This window comes from Nocardiopsis synnemataformans (assembly GCF_965343085.1).
Classification (GTDB): Bacteria; Actinomycetota; Actinomycetes; order Streptosporangiales; family Streptosporangiaceae; genus Nocardiopsis; species Nocardiopsis alborubida.
Window position 1 is genome coordinate 23037 of record NZ_CBDRFA010000016.1, and the last position, 13402, is coordinate 36438.

Genomic DNA, 13402 nt, shown 5'->3' on the forward strand with positions numbered 1-13402 from the left:
CCCGAGAGGGGCCGCGCGTCCGTCGTGTCAGCCGCCGTCCCGGTAGGGTCGTGCCCCATGGGCAACTGGTGGGGCAGGCTGTTCGGCGGCAGGGGCTCCGGCGCGGAGAGCGCCGGGGACAGCAACGTCGGCGGAGAGAACGAGGACATGGCCGATACCGAGCGCTGGCTCGTCGTGGGGCTGGGCAATCCCGGGCCCAAGTACGCCGGGAACAGGCACAACGCCGGTTTCCTGGTGGTGGAGGCACTCGCGGGCGGTGAGCGCTGGAAGGCGCACAAGGCGCACGCCGAGGTGGTGGAGACCCGCCTGGACGGTGTTCCCGTGGTGCTGGCCAAGCCGCGGAGCTTCATGAACCTGTCGGGCGGCCCGGTCTCCGGCCTGGCCCGCTTCTACAAGGTCCCGGTCGAGCGGATCGTCGTGGTGCACGACGAGCTGGACATCGACTTCGGCGCGCTCAAGCTCAAGAAGGGCGGCGGGCCGGGCGGGCACAACGGTCTGAAGTCGATGACCTCGTCCCTGTCCAGCCCGGACTACATCCGCGTGCGCTTCGGGGTGGGCCGCCCGCCGGGCCGGATGGACCCGGCCGCGTACGTGCTCAAGGACTTCTCCTCCACCGAGCGCGCCGAGCTGGACCTCAACGTCGAACGCGCCGCCGACGCGGTGCGCACGGTCCTCACCGACGGCCTGGGCCGGGCGCAGAACATCTACCACACCGCCGCCTGACCTCCAGGGCGCCGGGGCGGGACTCACACGCCCGCCGGACGACCGCTTTCGCCAGGGGTCCTGCGCGGGGGCGCCCGAGTCGGGCACGGCGCACGCTGGACCGGAAGTACCGCGCCCGCCGGCGGAGGAAGGCCGACGGGCGCGGCGACGGGGGCGCGGTACCCGGCTACCGGCCGTGGCCCGCCCAGGGCGGGCGGCCCTGCCCGTCGTCCTCGGCCTCCTTCAGGAGGGACCGGAGGGTGAAGTAGGCGGGCTTGCGGTCGAAGTCCCCGTCCATGACGGTCGCCGCGCCCTCGCCCTCGAAGAACACCGGTACCCACGAGTACCTGTCGGTGAAGCCCCAGATGGTGAAGGAGTCGCAGCCCTCCACCCCCAGGCAGGCCTCCAGCGCCTGCCCGTAGTAGTCGGCCTGCCGCTCCAGCTGCTCCCCGGTCGGCTCCCCGCCCTCGGGCACCGCCATGCGCACGTCCACCTCGGTCAGCGCTGTGCCCAGGCCGAGGTCGTCGAAGCGCTGGAGGTTCTCCTCCAGGCCGGGCGGGAAGCCGTACCGCATGCTCAGGTGCACCTGGGCGGAGAACCCGTGCACCGGCACGCCGTCCGCCAGCAGCTCCTGGGTCAGCGCGTGGTAGGCGTCGCTCTTGGCGTTGACGTCCTCGACGCCGTAGTCGTTGAAGTACAGCTCCGCCGACGGGTCGGCCCCGTGGGCCCAGCGGAAGGCGTCGGCGATGATCCCCGGCCCGAGCTCGCGGATCCAGATGTTGTCCTCGGTGCGCAGCTCCCCCGACTCGTCGAAGATCTCGTTGGCCACGTCCCACTGCGAGATCCGGCCCTCGTAGCGGCCGACGACGGTGGTGATGTGGTCGTGCAGGATCTCGCGCAGCTCCTCGTCGGTGAAGTCGCCCTCCTCCAGCCACTCGGGGTTCTGGCTGTGCCACAGCAGCGTGTGCCCGCGCACGTCCTGGCCGTGGCGCTCGGCGAAGTCCACGATTCTGTCGGCCATCCCGAAGGCGTACTCGCCCCGCTCGGGGTGGATGTACTCCCACTTCATCTGGTTCTCGGGGGAGACCGAGCTGAACTCCCGGGCCAGGATCCGGCGGTACTGCCGGTCCGAGGTGAAGGGGTCGGGGTAGTCCTGGTCCTCGTGGTGTCCGCCGCCCGCGACGGCGGTGCCGATGACCAGGCCGTCGGGCGCGGCCCAGCGCAGCGTGCCCGGCTTGGCGTGTCGGGGGTGGTTCGGCGGCCAGTGGCCGTGACCGTTGCCGTGGTCGTGCCCGGGGGAGGCGACCGCGGGGGCGGCCAGGGGGACCGACAACGCCGTCGCGGCGAGGACGGCGGTGACGAGGCGGAGCGGCTTCATGGGGGGATCTCCGATCTGGCGACCGACGAAAATTCCGGAAAGTTCCGTAACATGTGAAGGTCAATGGACCCTAGGTCGTCGCCGGGCGCAGCGTCAAGATCCCGTCTCGGCGCTGTCGCCCCACCAGCTGTGCTCGTACTCTGGGTGAGCACAAAGGAGGACCATGCCCGACACCCCGTCCCGAGACGTCACGATCTCCGCCATCGCCGAGGAGGCGGGCGTCTCCGCGCCGACGGTCTCGCGCGTGCTCAACGGCCGGGGCGACGTCGCCCCCGCCACGCGCGAGCGCGTGGAGAGCCTGATCCGCGCCCACGGCTACCGGCGCCGCGGAGGTCGGCCCCGGGAGCGCGTCGGCCTGCTCGACCTCGTCTTCAACGACCTGGACAGCCCGTGGGCCGTCGAGATCATCCGCGGGGTGGAGGACGCCGCGCACGAGAGCGGGACCGGCATCGTGGTGTCGGCCATCCACCGCCGGGTCAGCTCCACCCGCCAGTGGCTGGAGAACGTGCGCTCGCGCGCCACCGACGGGGCGATCCTCGTGACCACGGACCTGGACCCCGAGCTGCGCGAGGAGCTGAGGGAGCTGCACGTGCCCGCCGTGGTCGTCGACCCGGTCGGCGTCCCGGACCTGGACACGCCCACGGTCGGCGTCACCAACTGGGCAGGGGGCCTCAGCGCCACCGAGCACCTGATCCACCTCGGCCACCGGCGCATCGCCTTCGTCGCCGGGCGCCCCGAGCTGTGGTGCAGCCGGGCCCGGCTCGACGGCTACCGGGCGGGTCTGGAGACCGCGGGGCTCGCGGTCGACGACGAGCTGGTCGTGCCGGGGGAGTTCGGCTACGAGTCCGGCTTCCGGGCGGGGGAGCGGCTGTTCGGGCTCGCCGAGCCGCCCACGGCCGTGTTCGCGGCCAGCGACCAGATGGCGCTGGGCGTCTACGAGGCGCTGCGGCGACGCGGCCTGCGGGTGCCCGCCGACGTCAGCGTGGTCGGCTTCGACGACCTGCCCGAGGCGCGCTGGTCCTCGCCGTCCCTGACCACCGTGCGCCAGCCGCTGTCGGACATGGGCAGGCTCGCGGTGCGCACCGTGCACCGCCTCGTGCAGCGCGAGACCATCGAGAGCCCGCGGGTCGAGCTGGCCACCGAGCTCGTCGTGCGGGACAGCACCGCCCCGCCGCCGTGAGCGGGCGGACGCCGGGGAACGGGGGGAGAGCGTTGACACCCCGACACGGCGCTCCTTAGGCTGCTTTCGCCGGAATGTTCCGGAAACCCCCCAGGCTCCGTGCCAAGGAGACCAGCGTGACCACCACCCCCCGACGGACGCGGGGCCGCGTCCTCGCCGTCCTGCTCGTCCTCGGCTTCGCCCTGTGCGCCGCGGCTCCCGCGGGCGCCCGCCCCGCTCCGCCCTCCCCCGGCGGGCACGCCACCCCCGACATCGTCGACTCCACGCAGCGCGGCGGCCGTGCCGTGGCCCTCACCTTCGACGACGGGCCCGACCCGCGGGACACTCCCCGGCTGCTCGACGTGCTGCGACGACACCGCGTCCACGCCGTGTTCTGCCTCTGGGGTGAGCACGTGCGCCAGCACCCCGACCTCGTCCGGCGGATCGCGCGGGAGGGGCACACGCTGTGCAACCACTCCATGCGCCACGACGACATGAGCGCCTGGTCGCCGGAACGGATCCGCGCGGACCTGCTGGAGACCAGCGCGGCCATCCGCGAGGCGGTGCCCCGCGCCCGCGTTCCCTACTTCCGGGCGCCCTACGGGGCCTGGGGCCAGAGCCCCGAGGTGGCGGCCGGGCTGGGCATGCAGCCGTTGGGCTGGAGCCTGGCCGTCGAGGACTGGGCACCGCCCGGCACCGACGAACTCGTCCGGCGGCTGGAGGAGGGCGTCACCCCCGGATCGGTGGTGCTCCTGCACGACGGCGGGGGCGACCGCGGCCAGACCGTCGACGCCGTGGCCCGGATCATCCCGGCGCTGAGGGCCGAGGGCTGGCACTTCACCCGCCCCGCCCGACGCTGACGGGACGTGCTTCCCCCGGTCCTCCGCGCTCCGTCCCGCCCCGCCCCGCGCTGACAGCCCCCACGTCCGAGGAGAAGACCATGTCCCCCATCCGCGCCCGGCGAGGCCTGGCCGTCGTCATGACGAGCACGCTGTTCCTGCTCGGCGGCTGGAGCGCCACCAGCGCCGCGGCCGTACCGGCCGAGGCCGACGCCGGGAACTGGGTCGGCACCTGGGCGGCCGCGCCGACCGCCACGCCCGCCACGGCTACACCGGTCCTGCACGACGAGACCATCCGCCAGGTCGTGCACACCAGCGTCGGCGGCGACCGGCTGCGCCTGCGCCTGACCAACGAGTTCGGGGAGAGCGCGCTGCGCGTGGGCGAGGTGCACGTGGCCCTGCGCGCGGGCGACTCGGGAACCGACATCGACCCGGCCACCGACCGCACGGTCACCTTCGGCGGCCGTGCGTCGGTGACCGTCCCGGCGGGCGCGCCCATGGTCAGCGACCCGGTACCGCTGGAACTGCCCGCACGCTCCGACCTGGTCGTGAGCATCCACCTGCCGGAGGAGACCCGGGTGACCACCCTGCACGCCTCCTCCTTCCAGGAGAACGCGGTGGCCGCGGGCGACGTCACCGGTGACACGTCCGTCGAGGCGACCCGCACGCTCACCCAGTGGCACTTCCTCTCGGGGGTCAGCGTGCGGTCCCGCACGCGGCTCGCCGACGCGGTCGTGGCCCTGGGCGACTCCATCACCGACGGCTCCGAGACCGAGGTGAACGCGAACCACCGGTGGCCGGACCTGCTCGCCCGGCGCCTGCCGCACACCGGAGTGCTCAACTCGGGAATCGCGGGCAACCGCCTGCTGCACGACCCCAACCCGCCCGAGGGCGGCGACGCCGAGGACTTCGCGGCCTTCTTCGGGCAGAGCGCCCTGCGCCGCTTCGACCGGGACGTGCTGGCCCACCCGGGCGTGGGCCACGTCATCGTCCTGTTGGGGGTCAACGACCTGGGCCACCCCGGCACCGTGGCCCCGGTCTCGGAGACCGTCACGGCCGAGGAGATCATCGGCGCCCACCGCCAGATCATCGCCCGCGCCCACGCGGCCGGGCTGCGGGTCTACGGGGGCACCATCCTGCCGTTCGGGGGCGACACCCTGGGGTTCCACACCGAGGAGAACGAGGCCAAGCGCCAGGCGGTCAACGCGTGGATCCGCACGAGCGGGGAGTACGACGCCGTCATCGACTTCGACGAGGTGATGCGCGACCCGGCCGACCCGCTGAGCCTGCTGCCCGCCTACGACAGCGGCGACGGCCTGCACCCCAACGACGCCGGTATGGCCGCCATGGCCGACGCCGTACCGGCCCGGCTCTTCCGTCCGGGGCGGGAGGGGTAACCACACCGGGAGGGAGAGGGGCGGCCCGCGACCACTCCTGGCGCGGCCGGGGCCGGGACGCGGGCCGCTTCCGTGTCCGGTATTCGCCTCAGCCGCGTACCAGGCGCCAGAAGGCCAGCGCGGACTCCTCCGGCGCGGCGGCCCCGTCCGCCTCTCCGACGCCGACCCAGTCGGCGATCACACCGACCAGCGCCCCCGCCAGGTAGGAGGCGTGCGTGCGCACCGGCACGTCGTCGAACCCGGGCGGCCTCGCCCCCTGTGCGAACCGCGCGGCCAACTCCTCGGTGAGCCGCCCCCGCAACCGGTTCGTGAAGCGGGCGCTGCCGTGGTCCGACAGCATCCGGCGATAGAGCACCGCGTTCTCCGCCACGTGTCCGAACAGGTCCACCAGCGGGTCCGGAGCCCGGTCGCGGGGCGCGTCCAGCGGGCACAGCGCCGCGCAGCGCGCCACGTGCGCGACGGCGCTCTCCATGGCGTCGGCGACCAGCGCGTCCAGGTCGGCGTAGTGCTGGTAGACGGTCGCGCGGTTGACCCCGGCCCGCCTGGCCACGGTGGAGACCGTGACGGTGCCCGACGGGCTCTCCGCGGTCAGGGACAGCAGGGCGGTGCGCAGGCGATCGCGGGTGCGCTGGACACGGGGGTCGTCGGGGTTCACGGAGGCAGTATACGACACCTGTTTCTCATATACACATGTTGTTTAAGCAACGGATGTCATTTATGTTGTCCCCATGAGGATCGAGATCTGGGCCGACACGGTCTGCCCCTGGACGTACATCGGCAAGCGGCGCCTGGAGCGGGCGCTGACCGGGCTCGACGGCGAGCTCCGCGAGGTGGTCGAAGTGGTCTGGCGCCCCTACCGGATCGACCCCGCCGCCCCGACCGTGGCCGAACCCCTGGACCCCCTTCTGCGCGACCCCCTCGTGGACACCGCCCTGAGGGCCTGTGCGCCCGATCTCACCCCGGCCCAGAACCGCGTCCGCGTGGCCGAGGTCGCCGCGGCCGAGGGGCTCGGCCCCCGCTGGGGCGCGGCGTGGAGGGTCAGCAGCCACGACTCCCACCGCATCCTGGCCCTGGCCCTGGAGACCGGAGGCCCCGGCCTCCAGGGCGCCGTCGCCGAGGGCATCCTGCGCGCCCACTTCACGGCGGCCGAGGACATCGGTTCCGTCGACGTCCTGGACCGTGTCGCCCGCGAGGCCGGGTTCCCCGACTGCGGCCGGCTCCTGGCCGGCGGCGCCGGGGAGGAGCGGGCCCGCGAGCTCCTCCTGCGGGGCAGGGCCGCGGGCGTGCGCACCTCCCCGACCCTGGTGGTCAACGGCCGGGCCCTGGAGGGCGCCCAGCACCCCGACGCGATCCGCGACTTCCTGGTCGGAGCCGCCGGGCACACCCCGCGCCGACTCCCCGAGGAGGTCGAGCGCTTCCGCCAGGCGGAGTCCCTGCTGGACCGGGGCGACCCCCTCGGCGCGCTCACCCTGCTCCGGCCGATGCTCGACGAGCACGCCGCGGACCGGAACGTGTGCCTGCTCGCGGCCCGCGCTTACTACCGCTCCGCGCAGCTGGGCCGCGCCCGCCGCACGCTGGAGGAGCTGATCGCGCGGAGCCCGGACGACGCGTACGCGCGCCTGCTCCTGGGGCGCACGCTCCAGCGGCAGGGGGAACGGAAGCTGGCGGAGCCGCACCTGCGCCTGGCCGGTGCCATGGTCCCCGAGTACGTCTGACCCGGCGCCCGGGCCGTGCGGGCACTCGGACATCCGGACCGCGCGGAGCGGGCCGCCGCCGGGAGGTCCGGGTTTCGGCTGCGTTCCCCGGGCGGCCACCGGTGTCCCCATCAGGTCACCCCTGCGTGGCCGAACGGATCTCGGCACAGACACATTCTTGTGTTGAACGGGGCTTCTTACCCAACAAGCCGCAACACTGCGCGACTTTTCCACTACTTTTGGTTACTGTTCGGGGCGTTGGTCTCCGCGCCCGACGCACCTGCCCCGCTCACGTCCTCAGAGTGCTCTCCCGTGGTGCGCGGAGCGATGCCGTGTGAGCTGCCAGAGTCGTGGGTCTTGGGGGAGTGTACGTGGTCACAACCAGCCGGACGGAGACCGTCCGCGAACAGTCGACGCGGATCGTGGTCGGCACCGGGATCCCGGGGGTCTCAGGGATCCCCGGGGCCGCGGGCGCCACCGGGCGGCGCGGAGCGATCGCCCCCGGCGGGACCAACGGCGCCTGGGTGCGCCCCTACGTCGTGAGCCTGGTCGGCCTGGACCTGGCCGCCGCCCTCACCGCCACCCTCAGCGGCACGGCGGCCCGCTTCCCCTCCGCCCTCGGGGCGGCCACCACCCTGCCCTACCTGGCCCTCTCCCTTCTGCTGCCCCCCGTGTGGATCCTCTTCGTCTACCTGGGCGGCGGCTACGCCCGCCGCTTCCTCGGCGTGGGCACGGAGGAGTACCGCCGCGTCGCCACGGCCGGGATCGCCCTCGCCGCGACCATCGCCGTCGGCGCCTACGCCATGCGCTTCGACCTCGCCCGCGGCTACGCGCTCGTCACCCTGCCGCTCATCCTCCTGCTCACCCTCGGCCTCAGGTACGCGCGCCGCAAGGCCCTGCACCGGCGCCGCGGTTCGGGCCAGTGCATGAGCGGGGTCGTGGTCGTCGGCTACCGCGTGGCCGTCCGCGACCTGGTCCGCCGGTTCCGCGGCGAGGTCTACCACGGCATGCGCGTCGTGGGCGTGTGCCTGCCCCAGGGGGAGGCCGCCCCCGGTCCGGGCGCCGACGAGGTGGAGGGCTGCCCGGTCCTGGGCACCTTCACCGGCGCCGCGGAGGCCGCCGCCCTGGTCGGGGCCGACACCGTCGCGGTCCTGGCCTGCCCGGAGATGGACGGGGCCGAGCTGCGCCGCCTGGCCTGGCGGCTGGAGGAGACCGGCACCGACCTCATCGTCGCCTCCGCGCTCATGGACGTGGCCGGGCCGCGCACCTCCATCCGCCCGGTCGCGGGGCTGCCCCTGCTGCACGTGGAGCACCCCGAACTGGTGGGCGCGCGCCGCGTCCTCAAGGGCGCCTTCGACCGCTGCGCCGCCGCCCTGGCCCTGGTGCTGCTGTCGCCGCTGTTCCTCGCTCTGTGCGTCCTCGTCCGGTCCGAGGGCGGCGGGCCCGCCCTCTTCACCCAGACGCGCGTGGGCAGGGGCGGGGGCGAGTTCACCGTCTACAAGTTCCGTACGATGGTGGTGGGGGCCGAGGCGTTGAAGGCGATGCTCCAGCCCCGCAACGAGCACGAGGGCGTGCTGTTCAAGATGCGCCGCGACCCCAGGGTGACGACCGTGGGGGCCTGGCTGCGCCGGTACTCGCTCGACGAGCTTCCCCAGCTCGTCAACGTGGTCCGGGGGGAGATGTCGCTCGTCGGCCCGAGGCCGCCGCTTCCGGAGGAGGTCGCCCGCTACGGGGACGACGTCCGCCGCAGATTGGTGGTCAAGCCGGGTATGACGGGTCTGTGGCAGGTGAGCGGCCGCTCCGACCTCTCCTGGGAGGAATCGGTCCGTCTCGATCTGCGGTACGTGGAAAACTGGTCGCTGACACTGGACGTCCAGATCTTGTGGAAGACGTGGTCAGCGGTGATCCGTGGGGCGGGAGCATACTAGCCGGTGAAGAACATCCGAAACGATCATGAGGTGGCCCGGGACCTGGCGAGCGAGGCGGGGCAGCTGCTGCTGCGCCTGCGCGCCCGACACGGTTTCGACGAGCCCGACGTCCTGCGCACCCTGGGGGACCGCACCTCCCACGAGTTCCTGTTCTCCGCGCTGGGACGGCTGCGGCCCAGCGACGCCGTCCTCTCCGAGGAGGGGGCCGACGACCCCGCGCGGCTCAACGCGCGCCGGGTGTGGATCATCGACCCCCTCGACGGCACGCGCGAGTTCGCCGAGGCCGGGCGCACCGACTGGGCGGTGCACGTCGCGCTGTGGGAGAACGGCGACCTGGTCGCGGGTGCCGTGGCGCTGCCCGCCCAGGGCAGCACCCTGTCCACGGTCGACCCGCCGTGGCTGCCCGAGGAACGCCCCTCGGACCAGCGGCTGCGCATCACCGCCAGCCGGACCAGGCCCCCGGCCTTCGTCCAGCGGATGGCCACCCAGCTGGGCGCCGAGGTGGTCCCGATGGGCTCGGCGGGCGCCAAGATCTGCGCGGTGCTGCTCGGCATAGCCGACATCTACGTGCATGCGGGCGGCCAGTACGAGTGGGACAGCGCCGCCCCGGTGGCGGTGGCCCGGGCCTCGGGTCTGCACACCTCCCGGATCGACGGTTCCCCGCTGCGGTACAACACGGCGGACCCGTCGCTGCCGGATGTCCTTGTATGCCGATCGGAATTGTCGGGTATGTTGTTGGCGAGCATCCGCGACGGCGCGGACCTGGACAGCGCGGGTCCGCACGCGGGGGGCTGATAGGACGACCCCTCCGCCGTCGGCCCTGTCGGTATTTCTAAGGCGGATTCATGGGTCAGGCGAGTCAGCAGGCCGGACGCTACCAGCTCTCCCAGCTGGACGTCCTGGAGGCCGAAGCCATCTTCATCATGCGCGAGGTGGCCGCGGAGTTCGAGCGGCCGGTGCTGCTCTTCTCCGGCGGCAAGGACTCCATCGTCATGCTGCGCCTGGCCGAGAAGGCGTTCTGGCCCGGCGCCGTTCCGTTCCCCGTCATGCACGTGGACACCGGCCACAACTTCGACGAGGTCATCGAGTTCCGTGACCGCCGGGTCGCCGAGGCCGGCGTCCGCCTGGTCGTGGCCTCGGTGCAGGAGCAGATCGACGCGGGCAAGGTCACCGAGCCCACCGGCCGCTGGGCCAGCCGCAACCGACTCCAGACCTCGGCGCTGCTGGAGGCCATCGAGGAGAACGGCTTCGACGCCGCCTTCGGCGGTGCGCGACGCGACGAGGAGAAGGCCCGGGCCAAGGAACGGGTCTTCTCCTTCCGCGACGAGTTCGGCCAGTGGGACCCCAAGAACCAGCGCCCCGAGCTGTGGAGCGTGTTCAACACCCGCATCGAGCGGGGCGAGCACATCCGGGTCTTCCCGATCTCCAACTGGACCGAGCTGGACGTGTGGGCCTACATCAAGCGGGAGCGGCTGGAGCTGCCCTCCATCTACTTCGCCCACGAGCGCGAGGTCTTCGAGCGCGACGGCATCCTGCTGTCGGACTCGCCCATCATCAACCGCGACGACACCGAGGTCCCGTTCACCGAGACCGTCCGCTACCGCACCGTCGGCGACCTCACCTGCACCGGAGCGGTCAAGTCCACGGCCGTGGAGATCGACGACATCATCGCCGAGATCGCCGCGACCCGGGTGACCGAACGGGGGCAGACGCGGGCGGACGACCGCACCAGCGAGGCCGCCATGGAGGACCGCAAGCGCGAGGGCTACTTCTAGCGCGACGGCCGGAGAAGGTTCATGGCCCGCCTCATCCGTCGTGATCTTGTACTTACAGCGAGGTTCGAGCGCCGACATCGGCTATAAGTACAAGATCATCGCAGGTCAGGAACCTATGCACCACACCGGCAACGTTTCCGGCCAGCCCACTGGCGCCCGCGCCGGAACCCGTTCTCCGCAGACCACACACTCCGCATTGGACCAGGCAAGCATGAGCAACGACATCCTGCGGTTCGCGACGGCGGGTTCCGTCGACGACGGCAAGAGCACCCTGATCGGTCGACTGCTGTTCGACTCCAAGTCCATCTTCGAGGACCAGCTCGACGCGGTGGAGCGCACCAGCGTCGCGCGCGGCGAGGAGCAGACCAACCTGGCACTGCTCACCGACGGCCTGCGCGCCGAGCGCGAGCAGGGCATCACCATCGACGTGGCGTACCGGTACTTCGCCACCCCCAAGCGCACCTTCATCATCGCCGACACTCCCGGGCACATCCAGTACACCCGGAACATGGTCACCGGCGCCTCCACGGCCGACCTCGCCATCATCCTGGTGGACGCGCGCAAGGGCCTCCAGGAGCAGAGCCGCCGCCACGCCTTCCTCACCACCCTGCTCCAGGTGCCCCACCTGGTGCTGGCGGTCAACAAGATGGACCTGGTGGACTACTCCCAGGACCGCTTCGAGGAGATCAGGGCCGAGTTCGCCGACTTCGCCACCAAGCTGGACGTGTGCGACCTGACGTTCGTGCCGATCTCGGCCCTGAACGGCGACAACGTGGTGACCCGCTCGGAGAACATGCCCTGGTACACCGGGCCCTCCCTGCTCCACCACCTGGAGAACGTGCACATCGCCTCCGACCGCAACCTCATCGACGCGCGCTTCCCCGTGCAGTACGTGATCCGGCCGCACAGGTCGGCCGACCCCGAGCTGCACGACTACCGGGGCTACGCGGGCCAGCTCGCGGGCGGCGTCCTCAAGCCGGGCGACGAGGTCACCCACCTGCCGTCCGGGCTGAACACGCGGATCGCCAGGATCGTCACCGCCGACGGCGACGTCACCGAGGCCTACTCGCCGATGTCGGTCACCCTCCTGCTGGAGGACGAGATCGACATCTCCCGGGGCGACATGATCTGCCGCCCCAACAACGCCCCCGCGGTCACCCAGGACGTGGAGGCGATGGTGTGCTGGATGACGGACGCGCGCAAGCTGGAGCCGCGCTCCAAGCTCGTCCTCAAGCACACCACCCGCACCGCGAAGGTCGTGGTCAAGGACCTGCGGTACCGGCTGGACGTCAACACGCTGCACCGCGACGAGCAGGCCGAGCACCTGTCGCTCAACGAGATCGGCCGGGTACGGCTGCGCTCCACCCAGCCCCTGTTCGTGGACGAGTACGCCAAGAACCGGCAGACGGGCGGGTTCATCCTCATCGACGAGTCCACCAACGTCACGGTCGCCGCGGGGATGGTCGTCAAGACCGACTGACCCCGGTCGGGGCGCCGGGGGAGCGGGGCGGTTCCCTCCGCACCCCTCCGGTCGTCACGAAGGGACTGCGGTCCATGACCGAAAGTAATAGCCTGGTGGGGTGGACGATGGTTATCGACTGGTGTTCGTCGGCGGAATGGGCCGCTCCGGCTCGACCCTGATCGAGCGGCTCCTCGGCGAACTGCCCGGGTTCTGTTCGGTCGGCGAGGTCGTGCACCTGTGGCGGCGCGGACTGGTGGAGGACGAGCGGTGCGGCTGCGGCCGACCGTTCTCCGGTTGCGGTTTCTGGTCCGACGTGGGCAAGGAGGCCTTCGGCGGCTGGGACCGTCTGGACACCGGGGAGGTGCTGCGGCTCAAGGACCGCGTCGACCGCACCCGGTTCCTGCCGGTGCTGCTCAACGGCCCCCGCCAGGGCCTGCTCGCCTCCCGGTGCGACCGTTACACCGAGCTCTACCACCGCCTGTACTCGGCGGTGTCCCTGGTCAGCGGCGCCCACGTGATCGTGGACGCCAGCAAGCACGCCTCCCTGGCCGCCTGCCTGCGCTGGCGCTACGGCGCCCGGATGCGCCTGCTGCACGTGGTGCGCGACCCGCGTGCGGTGGCCCACTCCTGGGCCAGGCGCGTGGCACGCCCGGACGCCTCCCCCGACAGCAGCGAGCCGGAGATGGCCCGCTACTCGGCCGGACGGGCGTCGGTGCAGTGGATGACCCAGAACGCCTGTTTCGACGCCCTGGCCCGGCGCGGCGTCCCGACCCTGCGCGTGCGCTACGAGGACTTCGTCGCCGACCCCGGCGACGAGTTCGACCGGATCGCGGAGTTCGCGGGGTACGCGGGCACCCCGCCGGACGCGGCGCGGGGCTGCTCCGGCCTGTCGGAGGGGCACGCCGTGTCGGGCAACCCGATGCGCTTCTCGGCCGGGCGCGTCGGGGTCCGCGCCGACCACGGGTGGCGCGAGGCGATGCCCTCCTGGCGGCGGCGCCTGGTGGCCGCCGTGACGGCTCCGTCCCGGGGGCGTTACGGCTACTGAAGTCCGTTTTGCCACTTCAGGGA

General features: G+C 72.4%; 12 protein-coding genes. 10 read left to right on the forward strand and 2 right to left on the reverse strand.

The features are described from left to right. The first annotated feature begins 57 nt into the window (after nt 1-57). On the forward strand, nt 58-723 hold the full coding sequence (gene pth, locus ACSIH6_RS11610; protein ID WP_435108254.1) for an aminoacyl-tRNA hydrolase: 666 nt from the start codon (nt 58-60) through the stop codon (nt 721-723). 166 nt (nt 724-889) lie between these two features. Here the strand turns inward: pth and ACSIH6_RS11615 are convergent, their stop codons facing one another. Further along, on the reverse strand, nt 890-2080 hold the full coding sequence (locus ACSIH6_RS11615) for an endo-1,4-beta-xylanase (protein ID WP_435108255.1): 1191 nt from the start codon (nt 2078-2080) through the stop codon (nt 890-892). Nucleotides 2081-2243: 163 nt separating this feature from the next. Between ACSIH6_RS11615 and ACSIH6_RS11620 the strand changes: the two genes are divergently transcribed. The 3 genes from ACSIH6_RS11620 (at nt 2244) to ACSIH6_RS11630 (ending at nt 5475) form a co-directional block, all read left to right on the forward strand. Continuing rightward, nucleotides 2244-3260 (forward strand): LacI family DNA-binding transcriptional regulator, encoded by a 1017-nt coding sequence (locus ACSIH6_RS11620; RefSeq protein WP_435108256.1) that lies wholly within the window; start codon nt 2244-2246, stop codon nt 3258-3260. 116 nt (nt 3261-3376) lie between these two features. Further along, nucleotides 3377-4099, forward strand: a complete 723-nt coding sequence (locus ACSIH6_RS11625) for a polysaccharide deacetylase family protein (protein ID WP_435108257.1) — start codon at nt 3377-3379, stop codon at nt 4097-4099. Between the two features lie 80 nt (nt 4100-4179). Beyond that, nucleotides 4180-5475 carry an SGNH/GDSL hydrolase family protein gene (locus ACSIH6_RS11630; RefSeq protein ID WP_435108259.1) on the forward strand — a complete coding sequence of 432 codons (1296 nt, stop codon included), beginning with the start codon at nt 4180-4182 and terminating at the stop codon, nt 5473-5475. An 88-nt stretch (nt 5476-5563) separates the two neighbouring features. Here the strand turns inward: ACSIH6_RS11630 and ACSIH6_RS11635 are convergent, their stop codons facing one another. After that, on the reverse strand, nt 5564-6130 hold the full coding sequence (locus ACSIH6_RS11635; RefSeq protein ID WP_435108260.1) for a TetR/AcrR family transcriptional regulator: 567 nt from the start codon (nt 6128-6130) through the stop codon (nt 5564-5566). 73 nt (nt 6131-6203) lie between these two features. Between ACSIH6_RS11635 and ACSIH6_RS11640 the strand changes: the two genes are divergently transcribed. From ACSIH6_RS11640 to ACSIH6_RS11665, 6 genes are all read left to right on the forward strand, one after another. Next, nucleotides 6204-7190: a DsbA family protein gene (locus ACSIH6_RS11640; RefSeq protein ID WP_435108261.1), complete on the forward strand. Its 987-nt coding sequence runs from the start codon at nt 6204-6206 to the stop codon at nt 7188-7190. Nucleotides 7191-7663: 473 nt separating this feature from the next. Further along, complete coding sequence (locus ACSIH6_RS11645; RefSeq protein WP_435108339.1) at nt 7664-9097, forward strand: sugar transferase; 1434 nt, start codon at nt 7664-7666, stop codon at nt 9095-9097. 3 nt (nt 9098-9100) lie between these two features. Next, nucleotides 9101-9892 carry a 3'(2'),5'-bisphosphate nucleotidase CysQ gene (locus ACSIH6_RS11650; RefSeq protein ID WP_435108262.1) on the forward strand — a complete coding sequence of 264 codons (792 nt, stop codon included), beginning with the start codon at nt 9101-9103 and terminating at the stop codon, nt 9890-9892. Between the two features lie 50 nt (nt 9893-9942). Beyond that, the gene (cysD, locus tag ACSIH6_RS11655) at nt 9943-10872 is read left to right on the forward strand and encodes a sulfate adenylyltransferase subunit CysD (RefSeq protein ID WP_435108263.1); all 930 of its coding nucleotides are present in this window, start codon (nt 9943-9945) and stop codon (nt 10870-10872) included. Nucleotides 10873-10987: 115 nt separating this feature from the next. After that, on the forward strand, nt 10988-12352 hold the full coding sequence (cysN, locus tag ACSIH6_RS11660) for a sulfate adenylyltransferase subunit CysN (RefSeq protein ID WP_435108264.1): 1365 nt from the start codon (nt 10988-10990) through the stop codon (nt 12350-12352). 136 nt (nt 12353-12488) lie between these two features. After that, the gene (locus ACSIH6_RS11665; RefSeq protein WP_435108340.1) at nt 12489-13379 is read left to right on the forward strand and encodes a sulfotransferase; all 891 of its coding nucleotides are present in this window, start codon (nt 12489-12491) and stop codon (nt 13377-13379) included. The last annotated feature ends 23 nt before the right edge of the window (nt 13380-13402 follow it).

Excerpts from the sequence above, each read along its gene's own strand:
- pth (WP_435108254.1), top strand. The coding sequence starts at position 58 with ATGGGCAACTGGTGGGGCAGGCTGTTCGGCGGCAGGGGCTCCGGCGCG.
- ACSIH6_RS11615 (WP_435108255.1), bottom strand. The coding sequence starts at position 2,080 with ATGAAGCCGCTCCGCCTCGTCACCGCCGTCCTCGCCGCGACGGCGTTG.
- ACSIH6_RS11620 (WP_435108256.1), top strand. The coding sequence starts at position 2,244 with ATGCCCGACACCCCGTCCCGAGACGTCACGATCTCCGCCATCGCCGAG.
- ACSIH6_RS11630 (WP_435108259.1), top strand. The coding sequence starts at position 4,180 with ATGTCCCCCATCCGCGCCCGGCGAGGCCTGGCCGTCGTCATGACGAGC.
- ACSIH6_RS11640 (WP_435108261.1), top strand. The coding sequence starts at position 6,204 with ATGAGGATCGAGATCTGGGCCGACACGGTCTGCCCCTGGACGTACATC.
- cysD (WP_435108263.1), top strand. The coding sequence starts at position 9,943 with ATGGGTCAGGCGAGTCAGCAGGCCGGACGCTACCAGCTCTCCCAGCTG.
- cysN (WP_435108264.1), top strand. The coding sequence starts at position 10,988 with ATGCACCACACCGGCAACGTTTCCGGCCAGCCCACTGGCGCCCGCGCC.
- ACSIH6_RS11665 (WP_435108340.1), top strand. The coding sequence starts at position 12,489 with ATGGGCCGCTCCGGCTCGACCCTGATCGAGCGGCTCCTCGGCGAACTG.